Genomic DNA, 25,120 nt, shown 5'->3' on the forward strand with positions numbered 1-25,120 from the left:
CAGTGGTGGTGGCGGTGCCCGATGCGGCGGGCCTCGGCGAGCACGGTCTCGGGGCGTGCGCCGGCCAGGGGCACGGTGTGGTCGGGGCGGACGGGGATGCAGGCGCGCAGGTAGCGGCGGAAGAGGAAGACGGCCAGCCGGGGCGGACGCTCAGCGGCGATCGGCGGTGGTGCGGTACGAGGAGGCGTGCGGGGTACGGAAGGCTCCTGGACGAAGAAGGCGAAGGGGAACGAAGACGGCGGTGGCCCGCGGGTCAGCGGTGACGGCCGGCCGGAGTCGGCGAGGCGGGCTTCGGCGGCGCGGCAGCGGCCTTCGGCCCGCTGGCCCGCATGGTGCGGGCGTCGGCGATCCGCGCTTCGAGCAGCGCCTGCTCGTCGTCCCAGCCGTACGATGTCCTAGCCAGGCGGGTGTGGGGACCGCAGCCGTACATCGGCATGCCGATGGCCATCCGGGGCAGCGGGTCCTCGCGGGCGAGGCTGCGGGTGAACGCCGTGACGACAGCGGGCGGGGTGTGGGTACTGAACGCGGCTGTCCACCAGCGGTACCCGTTCACCGTGCATTCGGCGTGCCACGGTCTCGGTACGTCGTGGCGGGCGGATTCCTCGGTGATGCGGACCAGGCCGTCCGGTGACACCGCCGTGGAGGCGGGGCCGGTGCCGTCCGGGATCCAGCCTGCCTCGAACAGAGGGTCAAGGAAAGTGGAGCTGCTGGTGGTTGGCGGGTGGCGCATGGTGTCGACCATGGCGGTGACGTACTCGACGGGCAGGTGGGCGCCGAGGAGTGCTTCCCACTGGCGTCCGTCCGGGGTGGTGGCGCGCAGGTTCCAGGTCCAGCCCGCCCGCCTCTGGTGGACGACGTGCAGGCGCCCGTCGGGGCTGGCCAGCGCGGTGTGCTGGTCGATCGTGGACACGTTGTGCCAGCCGTGTCCGCGCAGCAGCAGCTCGGTCAGATGCTCCCAGTCACCCCCGCCGGCGAGGTGGCCGGGAGCGGCCAGCACATAGGGGACGGCAGACGGCGGACGCGGCGACAACCGGGGGGGTACTCCTGTCGGACGGAGAGCGGGCTGGGACGGTTCAGCCACGCGGGCGGCGGGACGGGCGGGCCGCTGCGGGCGAAGCGGCTGCCGCTGTGATCCGCTGCGCGCGGAGGTCCTCCACGGCGCGGCGGTAGACGTCTTGATCGAAGAGATAGCCGGGAATGTGAACGGTGTAACCGGCCGTGAGCAGGGCGGGAACGGCACGGGTGGCCAGCCGCTTCGTCTCGTCCTTGCTGAGGTGGCCGGGGGCCTCGTGCCAGATGTAGGCCGGTCCCTCGTCACCGATGGGCCTGACGGTGTTGCGCTCGAAGCCCAACTCGTCGAGCAGCGCGAGGAGTTGTTCGGGAGCGCCAGTGGGGGTGTCGGCGTGGACGGTGTCGGTCAGGGGCCTGCGGTAGATCGCGATGTCGGTGCCTTCGTCGTCGGCACGGTTTGCCACGAACAGGTCTCCGGTTCAGTGGTGGCGGGACAGGGGTGCGGAGGGACGTGCCGCCGCACTGGGCGTCGACGTGGTGGGTGCCGGCCGGTGGCCGGTGCACGCGGCGTGATTGCGGGCGAGGAGGATGCTGTCGGCGGTGCGGGCGAGGGTATGGGCCGTCTCCCTGAGCCGCGCGGCCGGTTCCGGGTCCGTGCCCGCGGCTCTCAGCACATGGGACCAGCTGATGAAGGTGCCGACGACGGCCTCGCGCAGGAGAGTCAGCAGGCCCGCATCGGGTTCGGCGATCTCGGTCAGGATCGCGGCGGCCTCGGGGCCGCTCCGTGCGTCCAAGGCCCGCCGGGAGAGCTGGGCGAGATAGCGCCGGGCGGCCTCGCGTTCGCCGTCGGGCGCATGGAAGGCGTTCAGGGCCGGGTCGAGGTGGACGCTGTAGCCGGCGCCGAGCAAGGCGTGCGAGGCGGCCGTGGCCTTTCGCCGCTCCTCTTCGATCGAGAGGTGGTGAGGGAGGCGGTGGTATTCGCCCCGGGGACCGGGGGCATCGAGGAAACCGTTGCGCTGGAGGATGCCGGCCGCTTCCTGGGCGCCGCCGAGGGCGATAACCAGCCCGGTGCGGGAGTCCTTGGTGATGGTGATGTACTCCAGCACCGCGAAGTCGGGCTCGCTCGGCCTCATCGCGTCCTGGTTGCCGAGGACCGGGGTCCGGCCGGGGCCGGTGTGGCGGGCGGTGTGGCGGGCGGTGTGGCGGCGGGCGCGACCCGGCCCGAGGGATGCGGGATCGCCAGGGCGATGCCATGGGCATTGAGTCGCAGTCCCAACGCGCGGACGGCGCGGGCCTGCACTGTGGTGTCGTCTCCGCTGAGACGGTAGATCCCGGTCTGCTGGTCGGGGACGAAGCCGTGGGCGGCCAGCACGTCCGGGGCGATCGTGCCTGCGGGGGCGGCGGCCAGGCTGCCGTCATACTGCCAGGTCAGCATGACCCGGTCGGGTGTCGACGGCTGGACGTCGGCTGCGGCGTTGTGGCGGACCTGGGCGAGCGCGGTCTCGTAGCGGGCGAGCAGGTCGCCGGCGAGCTGCTCGGCGCCCAGGAACGGATCGTCCGTGAGCGTGATGCCGCTTGGTTCGCGCACGCTGCGGTACGCCTCGTCGGGCAGAGCACGCGGGGCGACGGCGGCGATGAGGAAGCCCTCGTGCTCGCCGGGCCGGTCGATGACGGCGAGCTGGGCGCCGTCCGGGCGGGACAGGACGGCCGCCTGCCGCAGCGGCTGCTCGGCCAGGGCGGCGGCGACGAGGTCCAAGTCCCAGATACGGTCCGTCAGTTCGGCGAGGTCGTCCTTGTCGTCGGACGGGTGGTAAGTGCTGGTCCAGTCGCCGGGGAGTTCACCGGCGAGGACGTCGGCGTACGAGGCGAGGCGCTCAGGGTCTTCATAGGGGTGCATGGTGTCCTTGAAAGGGAAGGGAGATCACCGGCGCAGCCCGGCGGCCACTGCGGGCGGGGGCCGCACCGGCGCGGTGCACGGCGGGGGCGGGCAGGCGCACACGGCGGAGCGTTCGCGTTCACCGGCCGGGACTTCTCCGGCGCACGTGCTGCGGCGGGGGTGCGGGGTGTGCCGGTCGGCGAGATGTCGCAGCCGCCGGGCGGTGTACGGGTCGGCTGCCGCGCCGAGACCATCGTGGAAGTCGGCTGCGGCGTACAGGACTTGCTCGATCGCGGCGAGGACGCCGTCGTACGGGGCGGTCAGCTCGGTGAGCGCGTCGGCCGCGTCCTCGGTGGTGGTCGCCTCGCGGAGGTGTTCGGCGAGGTGGGCGACCGAGGACCCCAGCGTGGGATAGCGGGCCGGACGGCGGCCTGTGTTGAAGTCCTCGTCGCAGCCGACGTGGTAGCCGGCGGCGCGCAGGCGGGCGACGGCCTCGGTGGCGAGCTGGTTCTCGGTGTCCGGGGCCAGGCCGGTGGGGGCGCGGTGGTAGGTCTCGTCGAGGCGGACGACGGGCACGAAGCCCGCGCGCTCCAGGACGCTGTGCGCCTCGCTGCCGCCGCCGCGGGCGAGGACCTCCGCGGAGTGCGGATCACGGTGGACGGTCAGGAAGCGGTCGGCCGAAGGCAAAGAAGCGTTTCTCCTACGGTGCGTGGCGGGCGGAGGCCCGGGCTGCGGGCGGAGCCGGGTCGAGCGCCGTACGCAGACGGGGTGGCCCGGTGAGCCGGCCGGCCGTGGCGTCGAGGTCCTCCTGGACGTGGTGAAGGCGGGTGGCGATCAGCTCCAGGCGGCGCGCGGTATCCGAGCCCGCGGCGCCCGCCTGGTGCGCGAGGCGGTGGGCGCTGTGCTCGATCAGCCCCCGCACGGTGGCCAGCGGTCCCGACTGCTCGTCGGCCAGCTGCGTGAGCAGACCCGCGAGCTGGGCCGACGCGGTCGGCAGGCTCCGAGTGGAGCCCGGGCCGTCGGACGTCGCTACCGGGATGAGGTGCAGGTCCTGCTCGATGCGCCGGGCCTCGTCGTTCAGGCGGCGGCCGAGATCGACGGGCGGGTGCTGCCACGTTCCGTCGAGCCGGATGAGGTTGGCGATCACGTCGAGGCGGCGGGGCTTGGCCTGGACCGCGATCCACCGGCAGCTGTTCACGTCGCCGGGGACCTCGATTCCGGCGGCGCGGGCGAAACGGTGGGCGATCTCGGCCCACTCCGCACCGCTGAGGTCACGGTCGTCGGGGTGGAGGCGGACATCGAGGTGGGAGATGGCCTGCCGGTCACCGCGGGGGCTGGCCGCGAACGGGTTCTCGAAGAGCGGGTCTTCGAGGTGGTCGGCCCACTGGACGGCGCTCCACGTCGCCTGCTCGTCGTCCAGGGTGTAGGAGTCCAGCGCGGGCCAGTAGGCGACGATCGTGTGCTCGGTCAGACCCTCCTCGGCGATGACCGCCCTGCCGAGGGCCTCGCTGAGCGGATCGTGTGCGCTGATGGTGCGTTCGTTGACGCGGGGGATCACGTGGGGGTGCCTCCGGGGACGAGAAGGTGGTGGTGAAGGTCGCGGGCGGTCGCGGTCAGGGACCGCTCGCGCACGAGATCGGCGTGGACCGTGGTGTCGCCGGGCGGCAGCAGGTCCAGGGCGCGGTCGATGGCCGCGAGGGACGCGTCGTAGTGGCCGAGCCGGCGCAGCGCACCCGCCCGCCGGAAGGCGACGATCGGGTCCGTGGCGGAGTGGAGGGGCGGCCGGGTGCTGAGGGCGAGGAGCCGCTGAGCACCCTGGTCCAGGTCGAGGCCGAGCCACAGTCCGTGCAGCAGGACGTGCAGGGTCTTGGCGTGATCGCCGGCCTCGTCGAGGACCTCGTCCATCACGGCCAGGCCCTCGGGGCGGGACTGGCCCAGCAGCGCGAAGGCGTACAGGGCCCGGCTGTAGCAGTCCAGCGGCCCGCGTTCGCTCTCCAGGAGCGGTTCGGCGAGGGACTGGAGGGCGGCGCAGCGGAAGTCGTACCGAAGCCCCGAAAAGTACAGATGCCGGTAGGTACGGGCGGTGACCGGGTCGAGGCCGGTGGCGGTGACCTGGCCGGGATGCAGCAGACCCAGGACGCTGTTCCCGGCGGCGCGCGCGGCCCAGGCGGCATCCGCACACACCTCGGCCGACTCCTGCCAGTCGGCGCTGAGCTTGCGCAGGTCGCCGGCCAGGCGGGCCGGCCACAACGGGTCCGCGGTGTTCTCGGTGACGCGGGTGCCTGCTGGCAGCAGGCCGAGAGCGCGGCCGGGACGCCGCAGGGGAAGCGTCACCGGCCGGACCGGACATCGGCGATGTGGACCAGCTGGCCGAGGGCGGTAGTGGTGTACCAGCCGCAGTCGACGAGCGCGTCGACTCCGGCGTGCCGGGGCAGAAGGTGGTCCTCCATGGCACGCAGGTAGATCAGGCAGTCCGGGCAGCGACGCGAGAGATGCACCAGGTAGCGGGGGTGCGCGGTGATGAAGGTCTGGGCGCCGCCGGTGGCATCCCGCAGCCGCCAGCCGTCCTCGTCGGTCGGGGCGTGCCAGGACGGAGCGACGACGCGCATCGCATCCCCCCACAGTTCCTTGCCGGCCACGCCTTTGAGGACGACGACCTGGTCACCTGCCTCGAAGTGGGCGTGGGTGATATCCCGGGCGGGGGTGAGCGGGTCGGGCGTCGGCGCGAAGGCCGGCGTCGGCGGAGGCGTTGAGGAGGGCGGGAGCATGCAGATCCTTCCACGCAGTTGCGGGGTGTCGGCGGGAGGATCAATGGTCCGCAGGAACGCCGGTTTGGCTAACCGGCGATCGTCGGCTATGTTCCCCCGCCGGTCACCGGAACGGGTTCTCCGTCCCGCGGTCCTGCTCTCCTGCGGAATCGAGGAGTTCTAGCAGGTCAGCGCCTTCCGCGTCGCGCTGGTCGATCCACCATCCCGCCCGGGTGACCGCGCGGGCCTTCTCCTCCAGCTGGGCCCAGTCGGCCTCGTCCCAGGTGCCTTCGACGACCAGTGCGGTGTGCGCGGCGGCCACCAGCTGGTGACGGGAGCGCTCGCCCCAGTCCAGGGCCCGCTCGGGTCCTTCGAGCGGCGGCATGTCGAACTGCTCGGCCCACTCGCGGGCGGCCTGCTGCTCCGCGGCGCGCTTGGCGGCGAGCCAGGCTTCTCCGAACCAAGCACTGGGCCTGTGCAGGATGAGCAAGGGCGCCGCGTCCGCTTGTTCACGCCTTGGCGCGGGTCAGCCGCTCAGAAGCTTGGTCGCGTAGGGCGCCAAGCGCGATCGGCTGTTTCCCGTAGAGGACTTCTGTGCGGGCATTGTGAGCCGCAGGCCAAAGGCTGGCAGCCCAAGCGATCTGTAGCTCTTCGGTTGTGAAGGCACGTCCACGACTCTGTTGGTACACATCAAGGAAGACCGCAGAGCTCTCGACCGGAGCCAGGGTTGGGTGCTCGGCGCTGGCGAAGGTTCCGGAAGCCGCACCCGCGATTGCCGCCTCGGGAAGCCAGGCCAGGCTGTCCCAGTCGTGGACCGCGTAGGCTCTCCCGCCCTGCCACCGCACGTTCTGTGTCTCCCAGTCTGCGTGGCCGACCACGCTCGGCAGCTGGGTACGTGCCATCCGGGATCGAACGCGTATGGCGGTCTCCTCAAGATCGCGAGGCAGTTCGACTTGGTCCGCCCGTGCATCGTGCCAGTCGTAGGTCGGCCACACCTCGGAGTCCCGGTGGTCCCAGCGGACCCATGCCGGGTTCGGAAGCGGAGGCGGCACATCGACATGCAGTGCGCCGGTGACCAATTCTGCGAGCAGCGCAGCGAACTTCGCAGCGACATTCGGGCCATCGCCACGAAGCATGTCACCGCCCGGAAGCCACTCCTCGGCATGAACGGCCTGCCCTTCCATCACGGTCACGGCGGTGAGGGGCCGCGGGCAGGGGTACCCGCTGTCCGCCAGGAAGTGCTGGACGTCCACACAAGCCCTGGCGCGGCCTGCTTCATCGGGCCGGATCTTGACGACGATCCGGCGGCCGTCGTCCAGACGAACGGCCGCCACTTCCGACATCTGCGTGGTGGAGAGCAGTCTCTCGACGGGCGTTCCACCCAGCTCGCGCGTGCACCACTCGACCACGAGTGCTGGCAGTCCAACTGGTTCCTGCATCCGCTCAACGTAGAAGATCACAGGCCAACAGGGCGAGCAGGTTTCGCACTGCCGAGCACGACCACCGGTTACGGCACCGCCTTTAGCTGTCGGTGTACGAGGGCCAGTGGTCTTCTGCCCACTCCGACCACCCCGGCCAGCCCGGCGGCGGGCTGGGAATCTCGCCGCCATCGAGTTCGGCGGCGTCAGGCACCTGGAACTGCTCCCGCCATTGGTCTACGTCGGCCTCGCTCATCGGGAACGTCTGATGCGGTGTCGTCGCCTGGCGGTGCGCGATGCGGGCGAGTTGGACGTCCTTGTCCACGGGCACGTAGACCACCTGGCATGCTGCCCCGGCCGACCGTGCCAGCCAGCGCAGTGCCGACCGTTCATCGCGGCCCCAGAGCCCGTAGTCGAGCACGACGCTGGTCCCCAGCCGCAGCGCCTGCAGAGCGACCGAGATGAGCCGCCCTTCGAGCACAAAGCGCTTGCCGTCGGCCATCGAATCGCCAAACAGCGGGATCATCCAGTGATCTGGGGTCAGCCGCAGCGCCCGGTGCGTTGCGGCGAGCTCTTTGGCCCGGGTGGTTTTCCCGGCTCCGGGGAGCCCGACCATCAGGAGCAGGGTGGCGACACGCGGGTCCTGCGTGACGGGCCTGGCTGCATCCGGGCATGGGAATGGGTTTTCGTACTGTGAATCGAAACGCTGCGACTGAGACATGACTCCCCTGATCAGGCAGGATGGCCCGGCAGCACAGAATTAAGGGAGTGACTGCCGGCAGGACACTGATCCGGCGGTACGTCTTGGCGCTGGCCCCGGCAGGGGCAGCAATGAGGCCGCGGTTACAGCAACCTCGGGTACCGCCGCTAAGCGGCGGTACGGGTAGTCATGGGGCAGCACATGCCTTCACCATAGCCGACAGCCGACCTGCCAGGGACGGATATCCTTTCTACGCGAGGCTGTCAGCACCGGAACCAGCGTTCGTACTGTTCAGCGGGCAGAACGGACTCCGGCACTGGTCGGCTGGCGGTGCTGCCCGCCGTACGCGATCCGATACGCGCCCTGGCCTGTCGATGGTCAAGGCCGCCGCGTTTCGCTGTCTATCGACTCTGATTTCATCTCGTCGACTCATCTGGATCGCTGGCCCTGTGAAACCCTGGGCTTTCGCTTGTGCGGCCGACTACCTGATCAAACGAAGGGACTCCAAGGAAAATTGGAGACCTTTTTCGTTCTTCCCTAATGTTCAGTTGCGTGATCTTCTCATCAGCTGCGGTGAGACTGACCCGTAGCCCCTCTGCTTCTCCCAGCCACCCTTCACGCTCTGCTTCGGAGATGCGGTCTCGCAAGTTGTCCCGGATTTCAATCAGCCGGGGTCGTTCGGTAGGGCTGGTAATGAGTACGGGGCAGCGGACGCACGCATGCTCGTGACTGCATTCGGTTCCGTAGGCTCGCCCACACTCCCCGAGGGCGAGTTTCCTCCTTTCAAAATGGCCGAGGAATTCGTCCCATTCCTCTGGTGTGACTGTACGGTACTCTTCGGCAGGCCGGTCCTGGCGTCGGCGAGCGATGAAAGCACGGTGCGCCTCGATGGCTTCGGCAGGGTAGATTGCGGCGTAGCCCATCGTGCTCGTGAGGCTGTCATGGCCTGCGATAACTTGGGCAATGTGGGGCGGCAGGCCGTTCATGATGGCGTCGGTGATGAAGATCCTACGGAAGTCGTGCGGCCGAAAAATCAGCGGCATTCCGGATTTGTCTATGAGTCCGGATGCTTCGAGGGTTTCATCCAAGGCCCTGCGGATGGTGCCATATGAGATGGCTCTGTGTTCACCACTGACGGCCCACTGGAAGAGGATGGGCATCGGGGCATTCCAGACCCTTTCATGCGCGTCGTATGTTTGGATTGATGGAATAGTCCCGTCGGGTTGACGGGCGCGACTGATGACTGCGCTCAGAACGTCGGCAAGTTCTGGGTCGATGAGCAGCAGTCGCTCTTTGTCGGTCTTTGACGGCGCGATCTGAAGGAGGGGGACCGTCTCGCCGGTGGTGGGGAGCTTGTAGCGGATGATGCTGTGATGGCTGAGTTCTTGGAGCTCCTCAATCCGGATGCCTGTATGGCGCAGGATTTCGATCGTCGCCCACGCGAAGAACGCCCGCTTTTCTTCGCCACGGATGTCCCGGCTGGTCCCGTTGATGTCCCGGACGCGTCCTGGTTTTCCGTCGGCGCGGCTGGAGGACTCGGGGAGGGTGAAGGTCTCCCCGCGAAATTTCACGGTGGAGCCCAACGGAGCTGATTCAATAGTTTCGAGGCGTGCAGTGGCTTCTTTGAGGAGCAGCTCAGCGGTTTGGACAATAACCGGCAATACAGGCAGACGTTCACGGGTGCGTTGGTCTGACCTGGACTTCTTCCGCTGCTCATGCTTCTTCTTTGCCAACTCCGCTTCGCTGACCGGGCATGGTGCAGCCCAGTGCCCCCATCGTTCGGGCTCGTCGAGGGCCCACTCCGCGAGGTCCAGATAGAAGGCGCGTACCGAAATCTTGACGGCCGGTGCGCTCTCGCGGGGTTCGATCGTTGTCTGGACGGTGCCGTCAGGGCGACGCCGACGTGTGGTCTTCACCGCGATGCGTGCTTTCCAGGCGTCACTCACGTCTTTCGGCAGCCGGAGGGTGTCGATGCCGGGGTGGTGATGTTCGAGATCAGCCCAGAATAGGCGGCCCAGTTCGGAGGCGAGGCTCTTGAGACTGGTGTAATCGAGGGTGGGCTGGCGTTCGGTGAGGTAATCGACCAAGAGATCACGAACGGGCCGGCAGTGCAGCTTGTAGCGATCTATGAGCTCGGCTGGTCGCAGCTGTCCCGTGCGGACAGCCACGTGGTTGAGGGTGACGGGGGCATCAGGAGGGAACTGACCCCGGTTCCGGAGCCAGGTGTAGGCGAGTCGGACGGCTTTTCCGCTCGACCCTGCGACCAGCTTCGGATGAGTCAGCAGGTCGCCTACGACAATGTCGTCGACGCCACCGCCGTAAGCGGCGACGATTTGGGCGATGAACTTATAGGCTTCTGAGCTGTTGCGGTTGGCCCGGTCGTGTCCAGAGGTGTCACTTACCAAGCGGGCAAATCCAGTGGGGTCGCGCGTAGCGGCGATAGCGGGCCGCAGGTATCTCGAGGAGTTCCCGGCCAGCCATTCCATACTGGGGCGGATGACATCCGCGCAAGTCAAAGCCAGCAGGCCAGACTTGAGTGCAGTACGGCTGGGGCTCCTGCCGAGGGTAGACGCCCAGGCCAGGATTCCCTGCTGCCAGTTGTCGTAGGCAGCGGAGGCAGGAGCGGCGTTCCATCGTTCCTGCCAGGTCTCGCCGGGGAATGTCTCCAGCCAGCTCAGCAGCAGACGGGCTCCGACCATATGAGAGCTCCGAACTCCTGCGTTCTCTCTTCGGAGGGGCGGCTTGTCCAGGCGGTCAAGGACCGCCTCGCGTGGTGCTGTAGTCAGTGGCCACGAGGTTGTCCGGGAACGAGGCGGGAACGCTCGAAGCAGGGCGGCAGCCTCTTCTCCCCGATGAGTGGCCGACGCTGGGCGGGAGGGCACGGCGAGGCGGCTGGTCACGAAGAGGGCCTTCCGAAAAGGATGTTGAGAGAGTCGGGGTTATAGGCCGGGGCTGGCGGTGCCGGCGGCGGATTCTCTCGACGCTGCTGCTGCCGGGCATGGTGGGCGAGCCCGGCCGTGATGACGTCGTCTTTGGTGGGACGGTTGTAGATGTCCAAGGTCGACAGGTACTTGTGGCCCAGGATGTGCTGGACGTAGACGGGCGGCATGTCCGGGTCGTCCAGCATCAGGAACGTTGCGGTGTGCCGCAGATCGTGAAGGGTCCAGTTCGTGCCCAAGAGTTCGTTGGCCCGGTTGAACATCATGCGGGCCGCGTCGTACTGCAATGGCCGCCAGGGACGGCGCAGTGTCCACCACAGTGGCCGCTTACGTCCGCGAGGGACGCCCTTCTTCCAGGCTTCCTCCTGGTAGAGGCGCAGCCACACGAACGCGTCGCGAGTGGCAGGGAGTTCCTGGTAAGCGCGGCTGCCCTTACGAATCACACCGATGGTCTGCTCGCCGACGTCGGCGTCACTCTGAGTGGAGGTAAGCAGTTCCTCCGCGCGGGCCCCTGTCGCGACCCAGAACGCCAGCAGAGCCCGGTCGCGATGCGAGCGGAGGCCCGCGAAGACCTCGGTGTACTTCTCCTCGGGGATCTGCCGCGGGATCCGCTTGGGTAGTTTGGGCCGATATAGGCCGGTACGTTGGTTTCTGTAGGGCTTTTCAGGGCTGTGGTGCGCATTAGCACGGGCCGAGCGCCTGCTACGGACAAGAGGGAACGGGTTGACCAGCAGCGATCCGGTGTTGCGCTCCAAGTGGAAGTCGTAGAACGACCGCAGCACCGTCTCGCAGTGCGCTCGTGTGCTCGGCGCGTACTTCTTGCCGACGGAGGGCTTTCCGGTCACCGGATTCGGCGTACCGGGTTCCGGCCTGGCAGTCCGGGAGGAGGCTGGGATCTCCGCCGGGTCCTTGCCTCGATGACGCCAATGAATGCGCACCGGCTTGTCTGCAAGCCGCATCCACAGCATGAAGTCCCGGGCGTCTTCCCGAACCGCGCGGTCCCACTCGAGCCCGAACGCCCACAGGTACCGCCACCAACGCAGTAGATCCATACCGTATGAGCGCGGAGTCAGGGGTGAGCCGTCCGCTGCAACCAAATCCTTGAGGTACACCGCAACGGCCTCGATCGGTATGCCGTGCGGGTCCAGTACCTGGTACGGCTCCCAACAGTCTCCCGTCTCCAATAATCGGCCCACTTGAGGCAGGACGAAGTTCTTCAGGTCCCTTCCGGGACGTCGTTCGCCAGACACGGCGCGAAAACTAGCAGAAAGGCACTCTGACCTGCGAATACGCATGATTTAGTTCGGTCAACACGTCTTCCTTGGATTCCGTGTCGGAGTCGCGGGCGGCCTTCCAGCAGTCGGTGCAGTCGCGGCCTTCGAGCCAGCGGGCAAATCCAGCGCGCCGGTCAGCGGCCCGGTCGGACAGGTTGTGTGCCACTTCGTGTCCACAGCTGTGGACAATTTTCCAGGTCGTACGGACAGCCATATTCGGGGTGATCTCCTTGCGGTGGCGGGCAGTTCAGGGGTTAAGGGCGGGTCTGTGCGGTCGAGCAGACAGATGGTGGTGGCCTGCGTCGTTGCGGAGGGTCGTGCATCAGATGCACGATTCATGCGGCGGACGGAGGTGGTCTGGAGTGCTTGGCGGTGGTCTCGGGGACGCTTCCGCCTTCTGCGTCGTCTCAGCGTGTCCTGCGGATGGCGTCTGTGGCCGCCGTGGCGATGGCGACGGGAGCGCTGGAGGGCTGGGGCAGGTGCAGCAAGGTGGTTCCCGGCAAGTGGTGGGACTTGGCGGTGAGGGTGAGCTGGAGTACGGCGCAGCCGGCGGTCGTGAGCTGCTTGACGCGGGTGATGGCTTGAGCGGTTTCGTCGCTGCCGTACCGGGCGTCGGTGACGATCACGAGGAGGCGGCCGGCGCCGGGGCGGCTGAGTTCGAGGCCGTGGTCGAGTGCGTCGATGGCGTCGCCGAGGTTGTGGTGGCCGCCGTTGGCATCGAACGTCGTCACGCGCTCTGGTGCTCGGTGGGTGGGGCGGGTCAATGCGGTTAGGTGCATGTCGTAGGCGATGGTGGCGGTAAGGGAGTCGGGGTCGGTCAGGGCTGCTGCGCGTGCCACGATCCAGGCAGCGGACGCGACGGGCGCGCAGGCGGCACGCATGGAGCCGGAGACGTCGACGGCGATACCCACACGCAGCGGTGGGGTGGGGGAGTTCCGGCGGCGGGTGTGGGTGAACGGTTCCGCGGTGGGGACCGACCCGGCCGCGCGCTGAGCGTCGCGGGCGAGGGCCGCGCGCATGTTGAGGCGGCCGGGCGGGGTGGGGCTGGTGGTCCGCTCCTCGGTTCGCTCGCGGTAGGCGGCGGCGCGCAGGGCGCGGCTCAGGCGCGCGGCGGCACTCTGCTCGGCGGCGGTGGGCCTGCGGGTGCCGGTGACCGGGTTGCCGTAGGGCGCCGGTGTGCCGTCGGGGGTGACGGTGGTGCCACGGGCGTTGAAGACCGACTTGGCGGTGGCGGCGGCTTTGCGTCGCTGGCCGGCCCGCTGGGCGCGGTCCTGAGCCTGCGCCTGGGACTGCGCGGCCATGGCGTTGGCCGCTGCGGCCTGTGCCGCGAGGTCGGCGGCGTCGGTGGCGGCCGTGCTGTCCATGACGACCTCCACGGCGCCGGACAGCAGATCGGTGAGGTTCTTAGGCACGGGCAGGGCGGGGGTCGCGGTGTCCAGAGCGTCGCACCATTTTTGAGCGTGCGCGAGCATGGTCGTGGCGTCGTGGTCGGCGCACTGGTGGGCTGCGGTCCAGATGCGGGTGAGGGTGGCCAGCAGGTTGGCGCCCAGCACCTTCTCGCACAGCTCGGCGACGGCCCGGGTCTCGCCGGCATCCAGGATGCCAACGTCACGGCGGCCGAGGACCAGGGCCGCCACGGCGGCGGCGTGCTCGATGCCCTGGAGGGTGGGGTGGGCTATGTCGGGCATGACCAGGGTTCGGGCACTGGTGCGCAGGTAGGTGCGGTCCGTGGGCCGCGTGATCAGGTGTGCGCCTTCGACGCGGCTCTCCTCCAGCAGGAGCGCGGCCTCGACGACACGGGGGTTTGCTCCGGCAGGCTTCGTCCAGACGGAGTGGGCCGCGTGCGCGGCCTCGTGGACGAACACTCCCCAGGCGGCGGGATACCGCTCCTCGTCGCCCACGATCCGCGGATGGATCTCGTGGGGCTTCAGCGGGGCGAACAGGCCGGCGTCGAACTCGACCTCGCCCAGAGCGGGGAAGAACGCGGCCGGTGCGCCGCTGAGCGTGCCGGGGCGGCAGGTGACGAGGAGGTCCTGGCGGCCGGAGAGGTCGACCAGCCGGTCGCCGAGTTCGGCTCCCACGCGCAGCCACAAGTGCGGGGAGGTGCGGGGTTGCGCGGGCGGGGCGCCGTCGTCGTCCCAGCGCGCGAGGTCGGCGTCGTCGTCCCGGGTGGTGGCGGGGGACTGGACGTGGTGGTGGGCGCTCATCGCGAGCGGCCCCGGTGCGCGGAGCCGGTGCTGCCCGGGGGCTGCCGGACGGCCGAGGCGGAGAGCTGCTTGCCGAGGGTGAGGGGCGCGACCTCCTTGACGCCGGCAGCCTTGATGACGGCGGCGGCGACGGCGTCGCGATCCTCCACAGGAGCGATGCCGACCAGGTTCGCGAGCGCGGCCTTGGTGCCCAGGACGGCCTCGGTCTTCTGGTAGCTGAGCAGTTCCCGCAGTTGGGGGGCCCAGCCCAGCTCGCCGAGTTCGACTTGGCGGGCGAGGTGTCGGGCGACCCGGACCACCCGGGCATCGATCCTCAAGGCCAGGGCGAGGTCATAGTCCGTGCCGATCTGGATCTGCACGCTGAACCGGCTCGCGAGTGCCTCCGTCAACACCGCGCCGTGGACGCCGGGATTGTGGCCCGCCACCACGTAGAAGCCCGGCTCGGCCTTGATGGTCTCGCCCTTGTGGGCCTTGACCTGGATCTGCCTGCGCCCGTCCATCGCGGGATACAGCGCCGCCAGGACCTTCGGTGAGATCAAGGTGGCATCGTCGATCAGCAGGGCGCGGCCCTCGGTCATCGCGGTGACCAGCGGACCGTACTGGAAGACGTAGGCTCCCGCGTCGTCCTGTGTGTACTCGCCGATCAAGTCGCCGACCGTGGTGTCGCCGTCACCGGCGACGGTGAGCAGGTCCGGGAACGCCGCCTCGACCAGACTCGTCTTGCCGGTGCCCGGAGGGCCGTAGAGCAGCACCGGCACGTCGGCGTCGCGCAGGCGGTTCAACGCCTCGACGTCGGGCAGATCGGCCAGCTCCCGGGGGTGGTAGAGCTGGCCCCCCGCGCGGCGGATCGGGCCGGTCTGCCTGGGCGTGGCTGCGGCGGGAATGGTCGTGCGGGCCGTGGCCGCCTGGGCGCGGGGAGAGTGGGTGCCCGGTGGGCTGATCACAGCGGTCTGCGCGGCTGCGGCGGTTTTCGCGTTCGCGCGGAACTCCGGCTGTCCGGTTCCGCTTTGGTCGGCCTCGCCGCGTCGCACCAGGGTGAGGGCGGCGTTGCGGACGGCGCCGTGGGAGTGGCCCAGCTGCCTGGCCATGTCGCCGATGGTGAGCGTGTCCGCCGGCCGGTCGGCCAGCAAGCGGGCGACTTTCGCCCGTAGTTCGCCGCCCTTGGTGCGCGCTGGACTGGTAGGCGGTCCGGGTGTGGTCAATGAGGGCCCTTCAACAGGTGTGGGTGCGGGTTGGGTTGGCGATGCGCTGGAGAGGCTGGCCGTTCTCGGAGCGGATCACGGACTGTGCCGACATCGGCGACTGGGCAACCGGGGCGTACCGTCGGCGCTCACCGGCTGGCCGAGGGCTCGGTCCAGGGGCAGGGGGTGGTCGGCGACGAGCAGCTCGCTGGCTGCCGAGCAGGCCCGTGCATCGGCTCCGTACCGGGTTCCGTCGCTCGGCAGGCGCAGCCCGGCGCCTCTTCGAAGCCGTCCTGGAGCAGGATCCGTCGGGCGGCGGCGTTGTAGCCGGTGGTGGTGATCTCGCCGGTGACGGTGTGCCGGATCGGCATGAACGGCTCTGCTGGTGCTTCGGGCAAGGCGGAACTCCTGTCGGTGGTGGCGGGAAAGCGGTGGGGTGTTGGGCGAAGGCGCGGCGGGCCCGGAGCTTCCAGCATCTCAACGGTGCGTGGCTGGACCACGAACGATGGGCAATGACTGCCGACATGCTCCAGGGCGGGCCTCACCGCCCCTCAGCTACCTGACTCGCCTTTCCGCACGTTCTGATAGCCGGGTGTTCCAACAACAGCCATCGGTCAAGCTCCTTAAACGTGCTGACGAGAAGGGAAGTTGGAGCCGTGTACTCGGACACGGACATGCCTGCGGGGTAGGTCACAGGCGCCGCGCGGGGGACGCGGGGTGTGCCGGCGGGGCAGGGGGTGCGGTGTCCAGGGCGGGACGTGACCGGATCCGCGGCGACTTGGGGGTGCGGTGCGGGGGAAGGACGGCGACGGTGGCTCCGAGATCCTCGGCCGCGACGTGGACCTCGCGGACCAGGAAGGCGAACTGCCGGCCGAGCGTTTCGAGTCGGGCACCGATCTGCCGGCCCTGCACAGTGTTCAGGGCGTGGGAGAACTCGGCGACCGTGTCGAGGAGTTGTGCCAGCTGGACCATGGGACCTGCGGCGTAGCCCATCCGCGTGGCGCTGAGCAGGGCCTCGGAGACCTCGCCGGCGCCGCGCGCCTCGATGACATCCCGCAGGAGATCGTGGAGGGGCTGTTCGGGCGCGGCTTCCGGCCGGTTGAACCGGGAGGCGGAGTCCGCGCGCAGGACACCGGGCGGCACGGGCCGCGGCAACGCCAGCGAGGCCGTGTACTCGTTGTCGAACTGCCCGATCACCTGCCAGCCCGGCGCGTCCGGGTCGCCGACGAGAGCGATCACGGTGTCGGTGTTGCCCTCGACTAGGTAGGCGAGGGTGATGAGGCGGCCGTCAGCCGCGTACCACGACTCGATCAAGTCCAACTCCCGCCGCCGTTGGGCGGCTTGGGCCATCTCGGTCCACATCTGCCGTTCCTCCGCGGTGAGCCCGGTGCCGGGCTGCTGGTTCAGGCGGGAGGCGTCGGCGAGGTCGGCGGCGAGACTGCCGTGCTCGGCCCAGAAGACGAGGTGGGGCCACACAGCGGCGTGCTGCTCCCGCTCGGCGGACGTCCCTTCACAGGCGGGGCGCTTGAGCACGCCGGTGATCTCGGTGTGGGAGGCGGCGAGGGCGTCGAGCAGGTCGCGCCAAGCGCTGGTGTGCCGGGCCGGAGGCAGCATGTCGAGGGTGCTGCGGGCCGAGTCCAGCAACGCGTCGGCGTGCTGGACGAGTTGAGCGGCGTAGAGGGCAAGGGCCGTCTGGTTGCGGCGGGCGCGGGCCGTTGCCTCGGCGCGGTGGTGGACGGTGCGGCCGTACCGGTCGCGGGTGGTGTCGAGCGCGGTCTGGATCTCGCGGTCGAGGACGGCTATGCGCGTCCGGAAGTCGCGTGCCCGGGAGACGAGATCGGCCGTGTCCGGTGCGGGGGTGTCGGGGATGGAGAGGCTCCTGGGTGTCAGGACCGGCGGCGCGGCGGACGGCTGGGTGGGGCGGCAGTCGTCGTGGCGGTGCGTACCGGGCCGGTGGGAGCTGTCGCTCCGGGGGCGGCTGCGTGCAGGTCGGGGGCGAGTTCTACGTGGTAGCGGGCGGCGGTGAGCATCTCGGCTGCCCAGGAGGCGCGATCGTTCTCCCAGGCGTGGCCCATGTCGAACGGGAGACGGATCCAGACGCTGCGCAGGGTGGGTTCGAAGCGGAAACCGGCTCTGCGCAGCACGTCGGACGCGAACGCGTCGACGCGGCCGATGACTTCGACCTCGCCGCCCCGCTCGCGCACGATACGGATCGGCTCGGTGCCGGGTGTCACCGTGGCCGCCCGCTGTGCGACAGGGACGGCAGCGGAACGGCTGGTCTCCAGGTCGGCGCAAGCAGTGATGCCCGCATCCGCATCGACCCTCTCCAGGTCGGCAGGGTCCCCGAAGGTGATCTCTTCGATCGTCACCTCCAGCCGGGCGAGGGAGTCCAGACCGTGGGTCTCGTCCCCGAGCTGTGCGGCGAGTGCTTCCGCTGCTGCACTGGTCGCAGCGGTGATCGTGAAGAGGACGGCCGTGGGGAGCGTGGTGAAGGAGTAGTCAGGCATGCTTCCTGTGAGGTGATCTTGTGGGGCCGGGCGGCCGGTTACCCGAAGTGGGTGAGGGAGCGGCTCAAGGGGCCTTTGCTGGGGCTCCTGGGCGGGTGCACGGTGGGCGCGTGCGCGGCCGGGTCCGGCCCGGGTGGCACGGAGGTGGCGCGAGCCGGGCCGATCTGGGGGGACGGGCGGGCGGCTGCCTGGGCGAGACGGCTGCGCCGTTCGTGCATCCCGCGGTCCTGGACCGGGCGGGGCGGAGCCGGGGGATAAAGGGCGGGGTCGGCGTGTACGCGGTAGCCGAGGCGGCGCAGGTCGTGGACGGCTTGGAGGGCGCGGCGTTGTCCGTCGCGTTCGGGCGTGGTGAGCCGGTACAGGCCCGCGGCGCCGGGGACCGGCTCGAACTGCTCGCGGGTGAGCAGCCAGTCGGCCAGGTGGCCGGGGAACGGGGAGCCGACTTCGGCCACGTAGCCGTGCTTGGGATGGACGGCGAAGCGGAAATGGTCGGACAGGAAAAGGGAGCCCTTCTTCTGGTCAGCGGTGCGGGGACGGGGAGGGAGGCGGCAGGGCGGGCCGGACGGCGGGAGCGGGCGCCACAACGCCCGGGGACGGGGCAACGCCGGGGCGGGCGGCGTGGGCGATACGCGCGAAGGCGTCGGCTTCGGCGAGCCAGACCCCGAGGGACGGCAGCACCTGCCGCCCGAGCCGGGTGCGCAACTGCTCCGGCGGCTCCAGGGATATGGGAGGCCGGAACCACAGCTCCCGGAGCCGGTGCTGCCACTCCTGCATAGCCGGGGTGCAGGAGGCGAGGGCGTCACCGAGGCGGTGGACGACGCCGGCGTCGGCGGGATGGTGTGTGAGGGCGGTGGTGCAGTTGGCCAGCACGCCGGGCGCGTGCGTGAGAACGGGCAGGAACTCCAGCCAGATCCGTTCGACGAACACCTTCGTCGCCTCCGTCAGCGCCGTGGGAGAGCGCAGGGGCACGCCGTCGCTGAAGCGCCCGGAATCACGCATCGCCTGGAGGGTGTCGTACTCGGCTCGGATCGCGTCGAGGGCCGCCAGGACGGCGCCCGTACGGCGTTCGTGGAGGGCGCGGTGGTAGGCGGGCAGGAACGTGTCACTGATGACCTGCGCGGCCGGGCCCGGCCCTGCGGGAAGGGTGATGCTGGCGGGCGCGTGGGGGTCGTAGCTGTCCTCGAACTCCTCGTAGGAGGCGAACGCCCCGAGCAGGTAGCCGTGTTCGGGATCTGGGCTGTGCTCGGTAAGCAGCAGTTCGATGCCTGTGTCGCTGTCGAGTTTCGCCGCGTACGGCACGCGTCGGTCTTTCACGGCTCGGGCGAGGTCGCCGCGGTCCCACAGGTAGGGAAGGAGGTCTTCCTGCCAGAGGGGATTGCTGTAGATCTCGACCTGAGCTGTCCACCGTCCGGGCAGCCGTGCGGCGATCTGGTCGGCGATATCGCCGAGATATGGACGGCCGCTCACCTGGACTGTGGCCCGGTGGCGGCGGGCGATCGGTAGCAGCTTCGCCATCGCCGCCGGCACGCTGTCGCCGGGCGTGTGGAAGCTGCCGTCGTCCCGCTTGGTGAAGCCGGTCTGTTCCAGGGCGGTGTGTGCCCACGGCCACTTCTCGCCGTGGGCGATGGCGATCAGACCGTCGAAATGGCGGCTGTAGGCCACGGTGATCTGGGCGGGAGGGTTTGGCGGCAACTCGGCTTTCCTTGGCGGGGAGTTCAGGGACGGGTCCGCTGCGGCGTCTGTGCGACGGCGGTCGGCAGGGTGGCGCGTGGCGTGGGAGGACTGGCTGGGGGCGGGGCGGTGCGCAGGTCGGCGGCGGTATTGCGCAGCCGGGCGCGGGCCGCGACGTACTTCTCGGCCGCCAGCATCCGCAGCACCTGGGGGTCGTTGCGCAGGTGCGTGTGGGAGAGGTCGGGGACGGCCTCGCGCTGGAAGCCGGTCGTGGCGTAGGTCAGTGCCTCGGCCAGGGTGTCCAGAGCGTGCGCCATGCCCGCGGTGGCCCGGGCGAGCCGGACCAGGACGACGCGTTCTGGTGCGTGGACCGTGTCCGGGACGGCGAACCGTTCCCAGGCGCGTTCAACGGCGTGTTGCAGATGGTGGGAGAGCGTGGCGATGTCGTCGGCGAGCGTGACCGGGTCGACGGCCTCGGGCTGGGTGGGAAACTCGGCGGCGAGTTCGTCCAGACGCCGGGCCAGGTGATCGAGCGTGCTCTGGGAGACGGAGGAGACCATCACACCACCCCGGCCGCATCGCTGGCCGCCGGGACGGAGAGGGCGGCTCGCAGGCTGCGCCCGTAGTTCCACGCATGCCGGCGGGCTGCTGGCTCCAGGACGTCGTAGGTGTCCTGGCGGGTCATCTGGCCTGGGTGTTTGCGGTAGCGGTAGACCGGCACGGGCAGCAGGACGCCGGACGCGAGGCAGGTGACGCCGATCGCGGCCATGTAGTCCTCGCCCTGGACCAGGCCGCCCATCGGTGCAGCGCGCACCAGATCGGTGCGCGCGAGGATCGTGGTCGGCCCGACCGGGATGGTGGCGCACGGGTCCTTCCAGTACGTCCACACGTCGCCGGCCGCGTGCCGGCCTGGCGGAGCCGGGCAGCGCCACAGGGAGGTCGTGCCGTCCGGGTAGAGGTCCTCGCTGTAGCCCGCGCACCAGCCCAGGCCGGTGGCCTCCAGCACGCACAGCCGTACGGCCATCGCGTCGTCGGTGAACAGGTCGTCGTCGTCCGCCCAGTTCACGTAGGCGGTGCGTACCTCGTTCAGCGCGAGGTTGCGAGCGCAGGCTGCTCCCACCGGGGGCAGCGGCAGGATGCGTACGCGGGCATCGTCGGCGAGCGGGGCCGGCAGCCGCCGCGGATCGGCGCCGTCGAGGGCGATCACCGCTTCCCAGGGCACGCTCTGCCGGTCGAGGCTGGCGTGCATGGCCCCCAGGTGGCCGATCCGGTCTTCGCTGAGACGGGTGGCGATGACGACCGTGACCGGGGGCAGGTGGGGCATGGACAGGAGATTCCTTCGGGAGTTGAGGAGACCGCGGGTAGGTGATGCCGGGGCTGTCAGGGGCGGCGGCGTGTGGGCTGGATGCCGTCGGCGTCAACGGCCCGGCTGTGCTGCCCGACGACGGGTGCCGAGGAGAGGCCCGAGCTCTGCTCCGGCCCGGCGAGCGGGCGGGTGACGGCCTCCAGCGCGCGGTGGAGGCTGCGCAGGGCAGCGGCGTGGCCGAGGGTGACGGCCAGCTGGCTCTCGACGGGGGCGGCGGTGCCCGGGCGGGGCGTGAGCCGGTGGGTGTCGGCGAGGCCGATCACCGTCGTACTCAGGTGGGCGGCGGCACGGTTGGTGTGGGCGAGGGCGGCGGCGAGCTGGGCGAGGTAGTCGCGTCCCGCCCTGGTAGCACCGAGGGAGCTGTCCGTGGTTTGCCGCAGATCCGCGACGAGCCCATGGGAGAGGTCGTTCACCGTGATCAGCTGCTCCAGCATGGGCGCGAGTGCGGCCAGCGCGTTGCCTGTCTGTGGTGGAACCAGGCGGGTGGCGGACTCGCTGATGTGGCGCTGCCAGCTGGCCAGGCGGGCGCGGACGACGGCGTCGTTGGTCAGGCTCATCGGCGCTGCCCCCTGCGCGGTGCGGCGGGCGCATGGGGCGGATAGGTGCGCGGGCCGTCGGGTGAGGGGATGGTGATGTGGAAGCCCTTCAGCCGGAGGCGGTGCACGCTGATTGTCAGCTGGCGCCGGGCCGCCGTGTCGGTGAGGGAGCCCGGCAGGTGGCATTCGCCGGTGGCGGGGTCGAGGAGGAATCCGCCGCGGGCGAGCAGTTCGCTGACGGCGCCGAGGTAACCGGTGCGGATCCGCGGACGGCGGTGCTCGTCGAGGGTGACGTGGACCTGGAGGTGGCCCAGGCTGCTGCGCCGGATCGGGGTGGGGGCGGAGAGGCGGTAGTCGGTCAGAAGCCGCCGGTGCAGCCGGGCCGCGGCGCGGACGGGGTCGGCTGGGACGGCGATCCCGCGCGGGGCTCTCAGGCCCGTCACGTGCTGGTGGCTGGTGTTGGCGGGCAGCATCGGCAGCGCCAGGTACTCGCCCAGGCGGTGGGGGCGGGGCATGACGTACAGCTGCAGGCCCCAGTGGTGGGTGAGCACGCTGCGCTGGATGTTGTCCGTCTGGAACGCGGCGTACGGCAGGGGGCCGCTGTCCCAGATCCGGTCGCTGGCCGGGTCGGTGGCGATGGGCACCGCGGTCGGGTCGGGCTGCCAGCCGGGCAGGCGGTCGGCGAGCGCTCGGGTGAACTCCGTTATGTGCAAAGGCGATTCCTCGACCGGCGAGGCGACGGGGCGGTCATGCATGGGCGTCGGTTTGCTGGCAGGTGTAGCCGATCAGTGTCGACTTGCCCGGCGTGGTGGGGACGGTGGCGGCGTCGGAGCAGGTGAACGTGTAGGTGAAGTAGGGGGAGCGGGTGGTGCCGAGCCAGGCACGGTCGTCCTTGCCCGGGATGATCTCGTAGCCGGCGAAGACCATGTCGCGCTGCGTGTGCGTGTGGGAGAAGACGACGAGGGCCTGGCCGTCGGTGGTCTTGAGCGCGTAGCTGTCGGGGTACTGGGTGGCGGCCAGGGAGAAGCGGGTGGTGCCGCGGGTGCCGAACTTGGTGCCGGTCTCGTCGTGGACCTTGATCTGACGGGCCGATGCCTTGGAGGAGGTGAAGACCTTCTTGCCGGACAGGTCGCCGCCGGTGGCGAAGTTGTCGCCGATGGCGGTGCGCAGCACGTCGACGGGGGTGGCCACGTTCTGGGTGGAGGTGGAGTCCATGGCGGTGGCGTAGCCCTGGGCGTCCAGGGCGATCTTCGGCAGCTTCTTGGGGTCGTTGAGGTCGACGGTGGCGACCATCTCCCACCGCTTCGTCTTCGCCTGCTCGGCCATGACCAGCACGCGGGTGTACTGCTTCTTCTTGCCGCTGAGGCTGACGGCTGCGAACCACTTCTGCTGGCCGGCGGTGATCCGGGGGATGTAGACGTCGGTGGCGTCCAGGTCGTACGACCACGGCTTGTACGTCGTGCGGTCGGCCTTGGGCAGGCCCTCGTTCTCCTTGTAGTCCGCGACCGACTGCGCGTACAGCGGGCCGTCCTCGACGGTGTCGAGGATGCTGCGGCTGGAGTGCTTGTTGGCCTCGTTGTTGATCTTGGAGTAGCGGGAGATCTGGGCGAGGGCCGCCTTCTTCGTCAGCGCCGGCTCGACGGTCGGTGCCGGGGAGGCGGTGCGGGTGGCCTTGGCTGGGGTGCTCGTGCCGGAGGAGGTGGTGCTGCATGCGGACGCGGTGAGCGCGACGGACAGAGCGGTGAGCAGGAGGGCGGTCTGGCGGGCGGTGGTGTGCGACGGGATGTGAGTGCTCCAGGGGGCGGGATCAGCGGGAACGGGACGGGGAAGCGGCTGCAGCGGGCGACGGGGCGGGCGCGGTCGCGGCCGGTGGTGTGCGGGTGTCGGCGGCTGTGCGCAGTTGCTTGGCGGCGCGGGCGAGGTGGATGCGGCTGTCGCCGAGGCGGTCCACGAGCCGTTGCTGCTCGATGGCGATCGCCTGGGTGCGGGCAGGGCCGGGTGCCTGGTGAGCGAGGTCGGCGAGCTGGCCGAGGTGGCGGACGGCGGCACCGAGGGCGGCGAGCGCGAGCCCGGCGGGGGCGGCGGCACTCGCGAGCGCGAGGGTCGTACGGCGCACCGTGGCCGTGGGCTGGGCCGGGTAGCGGGTGGCGGCCCGGTGACGGAAGGCGCTCTCCCCGGCCAGGAATGCCAGCAGGCGGGCCAGGTGGCGGACTTCGTCGTCCAGGATCTCGCTCAGTGCCGGATCCGGGCGGATCTGGTCGGGGAGCGGAAGCTGGTCGGAGACGGCGTTGAACTTGTCGGCCATGTCGTGCAGCAGCATCCGCTGGTCGAGATCTGACGCGGACAGCGGTAACTCCTTGATGCCGAGGCGGTGTTCTACCGCCGGGAGGGGGACGTCGCCCCCGTGGCCACCGGCGTCCTGCTCACGGCTGCCGATGCCGCGACGGGAGGCGGGAGGGGTGCGGCACGGCGGAAGTTGACCCCGATGCCCTCGGCCATCAGTCGCTGGGCGGTGAGCTGGACCAGCAGGGCACGCTCCTTGGCGCTGTAGGAGGCCGGCAGTACGAAGGCGAACTCGTTCGGCCGGTACTGGAAGCGGCAGCCGAACAGCGTCATGCGCGCCTGCTCGGGCACCGCGTCGTACGGTGCCCCCACCACGCCGTCCGGGTACCAGACCAGCGTGAGGGTCTGCGCGACCTCGGGCGCGGGCCGGCGGTACGGCGGCTCGGGCTGGACCAGGACGTTGTCGCGGACCGTGTCCAGGGCGGCCTGGTAACGGGGCAGCAGGCGGCGGGTGACTGCCGCGGCGGCGCGCACCGGGTCGTTGAGGACGGCGATGCCGTTCGGCTCGCGCACCGGGGAGATCTGATGTGTCTTGAAGCCCTCGGGCTCCAGGGCCGCCACCACGAACTGGTGGCGGTAGCGGGGCCGGTCGACGAGGTAGAGCTGTTGTCCGTCGGGGCCGTTCAGGACGGCGCCATGGTCTGTGCCCTGGCTGACGATGTAGTCGACATGTCCGGCATCCCAGAGCCGTTCGATGATCGGGAGCTGGTCCTCGTAGGTGGAGTGACGGTGGTACTCGCTCGTCCACGCGCCGGGCAGACGTTCGGCGAGCGCGGCAGCGAAGGCGGACAAGAAGGTCGTGCGGGGCGTGGGCATCGGGTCCTGAGGTGCTGCGGCGGGTGATGGGGGCCATGGGAGATCAGCGCCGTGGTCCTGGGGACCCGGGCTGCGGACCGGGCGGGGCCGGGGGGACGCCCGGTGTGGTGTCGGTCTTCTTCAGGAGCGTGTCGAGGTTCGGGGGCGGGTCGTAGTGCGCGCGGAGGATCGTGAGATCCGCTTCGGTGGCCATGGCAAGCGCAGACGCGACGCTGCTGGCGGCGCCGCGCAGCAGCCAGGGCGGTGATCCGGGTTCGGCTCCGCGGTTTTGGCCCTTCCACTGGGCGGTGACGGCCAGGTGGTCGATGACCTCGTTCAGGAACGGCTCGACCGCGTCCAGGAAGGTGTTGAGCACGGCGTGGAACTCGGCCGGGGTCTCGGCTGCCTCCAGAGCCGTCCGGTAAGGGCTCAGGTCCGGGGCGGGGAAGGGCTCGGGCGGCAGAGGGTGCCGGACGCGGAACGGCTCGGCGTCACGCTCGGCCCAGCGGTGCAGGTCCGCCTTCGTGGCGGAGCGGGTGTGGTAGGCGT

Annotated in this window: 28 protein-coding genes; all 28 read right to left on the reverse strand. The window is 70.1% G+C overall.

All coding sequences use genetic code 11. The features are described 5' to 3' along the window. Window positions 1-253 precede the first annotated feature (253 nt). On the reverse strand, window positions 254-1,030 hold the full coding sequence (locus LUX31_RS32620; RefSeq protein ID WP_235478900.1) for a DUF317 domain-containing protein: 777 nt from the start codon (window positions 1,028-1,030) through the stop codon (window positions 254-256). A gap of 43 nt (window positions 1,031-1,073) precedes the next feature. Next, on the reverse strand, window positions 1,074-1,475 hold the full coding sequence (locus LUX31_RS32625) for a hypothetical protein (protein WP_235478901.1): 402 nt from the start codon (window positions 1,473-1,475) through the stop codon (window positions 1,074-1,076). Between the two features lie 15 nt (window positions 1,476-1,490). Beyond that, on the reverse strand, window positions 1,491-2,144 hold the full coding sequence (locus LUX31_RS32630; RefSeq protein ID WP_235478902.1) for a hypothetical protein: 654 nt from the start codon (window positions 2,142-2,144) through the stop codon (window positions 1,491-1,493). Beyond that, window positions 2,141-2,908: a hypothetical protein gene (locus tag LUX31_RS32635; RefSeq protein ID WP_235478903.1), complete on the reverse strand. Its 768-nt coding sequence runs from the start codon at window positions 2,906-2,908 to the stop codon at window positions 2,141-2,143. The genes LUX31_RS32630 and LUX31_RS32635 overlap by 4 nt, the downstream gene beginning before the upstream one ends. Window positions 2,909-2,932: 24 nt before the next feature. Then, window positions 2,933-3,574, reverse strand: a complete 642-nt coding sequence (locus LUX31_RS32640) for a hypothetical protein (RefSeq protein ID WP_235478904.1) — start codon at window positions 3,572-3,574, stop codon at window positions 2,933-2,935. 13 nt (window positions 3,575-3,587) lie between these two features. After that, window positions 3,588-4,445, reverse strand: coding sequence for a relaxase/mobilization nuclease (locus LUX31_RS32645; protein WP_235478905.1), 858 nt, complete (start codon window positions 4,443-4,445; stop codon window positions 3,588-3,590). Then, entirely contained in the window at window positions 4,442-5,221 is a 780-nt protein-coding gene (locus LUX31_RS32650) for a hypothetical protein (RefSeq protein WP_235478906.1), read from the reverse strand. Before LUX31_RS32650 ends, LUX31_RS32645 begins: the two co-directional genes overlap by 4 nt. Beyond that, window positions 5,218-5,655, reverse strand: a complete 438-nt coding sequence (locus LUX31_RS32655; protein ID WP_235478907.1) for a hypothetical protein — start codon at window positions 5,653-5,655, stop codon at window positions 5,218-5,220. The genes LUX31_RS32650 and LUX31_RS32655 overlap by 4 nt, the downstream gene beginning before the upstream one ends. Before the next feature lie 103 nt (window positions 5,656-5,758). Continuing rightward, the gene (locus LUX31_RS32660) at window positions 5,759-6,124 is read right to left on the reverse strand and encodes a hypothetical protein (RefSeq protein ID WP_235478908.1); all 366 of its coding nucleotides are present in this window, start codon (window positions 6,122-6,124) and stop codon (window positions 5,759-5,761) included. A gap of 19 nt (window positions 6,125-6,143) precedes the next feature. Continuing rightward, a complete protein-coding gene (locus LUX31_RS32665) occupies window positions 6,144-7,094 on the reverse strand; it encodes a phosphotransferase (RefSeq protein WP_235478909.1) in 951 nt (316 codons plus the stop codon). A gap of 61 nt (window positions 7,095-7,155) precedes the next feature. After that, the gene (locus LUX31_RS32670; RefSeq protein ID WP_235480086.1) at window positions 7,156-7,668 is read right to left on the reverse strand and encodes an AAA family ATPase; all 513 of its coding nucleotides are present in this window, start codon (window positions 7,666-7,668) and stop codon (window positions 7,156-7,158) included. 500 nt (window positions 7,669-8,168) lie between these two features. Then, window positions 8,169-10,451 carry a tyrosine-type recombinase/integrase gene (locus LUX31_RS32675; RefSeq protein WP_235478099.1) on the reverse strand — a complete coding sequence of 761 codons (2,283 nt, stop codon included), beginning with the start codon at window positions 10,449-10,451 and terminating at the stop codon, window positions 8,169-8,171. A 197-nt stretch (window positions 10,452-10,648) separates the two neighbouring features. Further along, window positions 10,649-11,941, reverse strand: coding sequence for a tyrosine-type recombinase/integrase (locus LUX31_RS32680; protein WP_235478098.1), 1,293 nt, complete (start codon window positions 11,939-11,941; stop codon window positions 10,649-10,651). Between the two features lie 431 nt (window positions 11,942-12,372). Next, window positions 12,373-14,172 carry a hypothetical protein gene (locus LUX31_RS32685; RefSeq protein ID WP_235478910.1) on the reverse strand — a complete coding sequence of 600 codons (1,800 nt, stop codon included), beginning with the start codon at window positions 14,170-14,172 and terminating at the stop codon, window positions 12,373-12,375. Then, the gene (locus LUX31_RS32690; RefSeq protein WP_235478911.1) at window positions 14,169-15,374 is read right to left on the reverse strand and encodes an AAA family ATPase; all 1,206 of its coding nucleotides are present in this window, start codon (window positions 15,372-15,374) and stop codon (window positions 14,169-14,171) included. The genes LUX31_RS32685 and LUX31_RS32690 overlap by 4 nt, the downstream gene beginning before the upstream one ends. A gap of 128 nt (window positions 15,375-15,502) precedes the next feature. Further along, complete coding sequence (locus LUX31_RS32695) at window positions 15,503-15,724, reverse strand: hypothetical protein (protein ID WP_235480138.1); 222 nt, start codon at window positions 15,722-15,724, stop codon at window positions 15,503-15,505. Window positions 15,725-16,043: 319 nt separating this feature from the next. Then, on the reverse strand, window positions 16,044-16,997 hold the full coding sequence (locus LUX31_RS32700; protein WP_328285713.1) for a hypothetical protein: 954 nt from the start codon (window positions 16,995-16,997) through the stop codon (window positions 16,044-16,046). A 242-nt stretch (window positions 16,998-17,239) separates the two neighbouring features. Then, a complete protein-coding gene (locus LUX31_RS32705; RefSeq protein WP_235480210.1) occupies window positions 17,240-17,860 on the reverse strand; it encodes a hypothetical protein in 621 nt (206 codons plus the stop codon). A gap of 38 nt (window positions 17,861-17,898) precedes the next feature. Continuing rightward, window positions 17,899-18,312: a hypothetical protein gene (locus LUX31_RS32710; protein ID WP_235478912.1), complete on the reverse strand. Its 414-nt coding sequence runs from the start codon at window positions 18,310-18,312 to the stop codon at window positions 17,899-17,901. A gap of 67 nt (window positions 18,313-18,379) precedes the next feature. After that, window positions 18,380-19,552, reverse strand: a complete 1,173-nt coding sequence (locus tag LUX31_RS32715; protein ID WP_235478913.1) for a hypothetical protein — start codon at window positions 19,550-19,552, stop codon at window positions 18,380-18,382. A 23-nt stretch (window positions 19,553-19,575) separates the two neighbouring features. Beyond that, window positions 19,576-20,091 (reverse strand): hypothetical protein, encoded by a 516-nt coding sequence (locus LUX31_RS32720; protein ID WP_235478914.1) that lies wholly within the window; start codon window positions 20,089-20,091, stop codon window positions 19,576-19,578. Then, window positions 20,091-20,780: a glycosyltransferase gene (locus tag LUX31_RS32725; RefSeq protein WP_235480140.1), complete on the reverse strand. Its 690-nt coding sequence runs from the start codon at window positions 20,778-20,780 to the stop codon at window positions 20,091-20,093. Before LUX31_RS32725 ends, LUX31_RS32720 begins: the two co-directional genes overlap by 1 nt. Window positions 20,781-20,911: 131 nt before the next feature. Beyond that, a complete protein-coding gene (locus tag LUX31_RS32730; RefSeq protein ID WP_235478915.1) occupies window positions 20,912-21,454 on the reverse strand; it encodes a hypothetical protein in 543 nt (180 codons plus the stop codon). Beyond that, a complete protein-coding gene (locus LUX31_RS32735; RefSeq protein ID WP_235478916.1) occupies window positions 21,451-22,188 on the reverse strand; it encodes a hypothetical protein in 738 nt (245 codons plus the stop codon). The genes LUX31_RS32730 and LUX31_RS32735 overlap by 4 nt, the downstream gene beginning before the upstream one ends. Next, window positions 22,181-23,272 carry a hypothetical protein gene (locus LUX31_RS38035; protein ID WP_443046087.1) on the reverse strand — a complete coding sequence of 364 codons (1,092 nt, stop codon included), beginning with the start codon at window positions 23,270-23,272 and terminating at the stop codon, window positions 22,181-22,183. The genes LUX31_RS32735 and LUX31_RS38035 overlap by 8 nt, the downstream gene beginning before the upstream one ends. After that, window positions 23,241-23,753, reverse strand: a complete 513-nt coding sequence (locus LUX31_RS32740; protein ID WP_235478917.1) for a hypothetical protein — start codon at window positions 23,751-23,753, stop codon at window positions 23,241-23,243. The genes LUX31_RS38035 and LUX31_RS32740 overlap by 32 nt, the downstream gene beginning before the upstream one ends. 56 nt (window positions 23,754-23,809) lie before the next feature. Continuing rightward, window positions 23,810-24,592, reverse strand: coding sequence for a hypothetical protein (locus LUX31_RS32745; RefSeq protein ID WP_235478918.1), 783 nt, complete (start codon window positions 24,590-24,592; stop codon window positions 23,810-23,812). A 43-nt stretch (window positions 24,593-24,635) separates the two neighbouring features. Further along, window positions 24,636-24,947, reverse strand: coding sequence for a hypothetical protein (locus LUX31_RS32750; RefSeq protein ID WP_235478919.1), 312 nt, complete (start codon window positions 24,945-24,947; stop codon window positions 24,636-24,638). Between the last annotated feature and the right edge of the window lie 173 nt (window positions 24,948-25,120).

This window comes from Streptomyces sp. GQFP (genome assembly GCF_021545335.1).
In the GTDB taxonomy this organism is placed as follows: Bacteria; Actinomycetota; Actinomycetes; order Streptomycetales; family Streptomycetaceae; genus Streptomyces.

What these genes read in the sequence shown, in the direction of transcription:
- LUX31_RS32745 (WP_235478918.1), bottom strand. Translation starts at nt 24,592, where the DNA reads ATGCCCACGCCCCGCACGACCTTCTTGTCCGCCTTCGCTGCCGCGCTC.
- LUX31_RS32655 (WP_235478907.1), bottom strand. Translation starts at nt 5,655, where the DNA reads ATGCTCCCGCCCTCCTCAACGCCTCCGCCGACGCCGGCCTTCGCGCCG.
- LUX31_RS32730 (WP_235478915.1), bottom strand. Translation starts at nt 21,454, where the DNA reads ATGAGCCTGACCAACGACGCCGTCGTCCGCGCCCGCCTGGCCAGCTGG.
- LUX31_RS32720 (WP_235478914.1), bottom strand. Translation starts at nt 20,091, where the DNA reads ATGGTCTCCTCCGTCTCCCAGAGCACGCTCGATCACCTGGCCCGGCGT.
- LUX31_RS32675 (WP_235478099.1), bottom strand. Translation starts at nt 10,451, where the DNA reads ATGGTCGGAGCCCGTCTGCTGCTGAGCTGGCTGGAGACATTCCCCGGC.
- LUX31_RS32725 (WP_235480140.1), bottom strand. Translation starts at nt 20,780, where the DNA reads ATGCACGCCAGCCTCGACCGGCAGAGCGTGCCCTGGGAAGCGGTGATC.
- LUX31_RS32685 (WP_235478910.1), bottom strand. Translation starts at nt 14,172, where the DNA reads ATGAGCGCCCACCACCACGTCCAGTCCCCCGCCACCACCCGGGACGAC.
- LUX31_RS32630 (WP_235478902.1), bottom strand. Translation starts at nt 2,144, where the DNA reads ATGAGGCCGAGCGAGCCCGACTTCGCGGTGCTGGAGTACATCACCATC.
- LUX31_RS32705 (WP_235480210.1), bottom strand. Translation starts at nt 17,860, where the DNA reads ATGCCTGACTACTCCTTCACCACGCTCCCCACGGCCGTCCTCTTCACG.
- LUX31_RS32740 (WP_235478917.1), bottom strand. Translation starts at nt 23,753, where the DNA reads ATGCTGCTGCACGACATGGCCGACAAGTTCAACGCCGTCTCCGACCAG.
- LUX31_RS32635 (WP_235478903.1), bottom strand. Translation starts at nt 2,908, where the DNA reads ATGCACCCCTATGAAGACCCTGAGCGCCTCGCCTCGTACGCCGACGTC.
- LUX31_RS32735 (WP_235478916.1), bottom strand. Translation starts at nt 22,188, where the DNA reads ATGCATGACCGCCCCGTCGCCTCGCCGGTCGAGGAATCGCCTTTGCAC.
- LUX31_RS32695 (WP_235480138.1), bottom strand. Translation starts at nt 15,724, where the DNA reads ATGCCGATCCGGCACACCGTCACCGGCGAGATCACCACCACCGGCTAC.
- LUX31_RS32670 (WP_235480086.1), bottom strand. Translation starts at nt 7,668, where the DNA reads ATGGTCGGGCTCCCCGGAGCCGGGAAAACCACCCGGGCCAAAGAGCTC.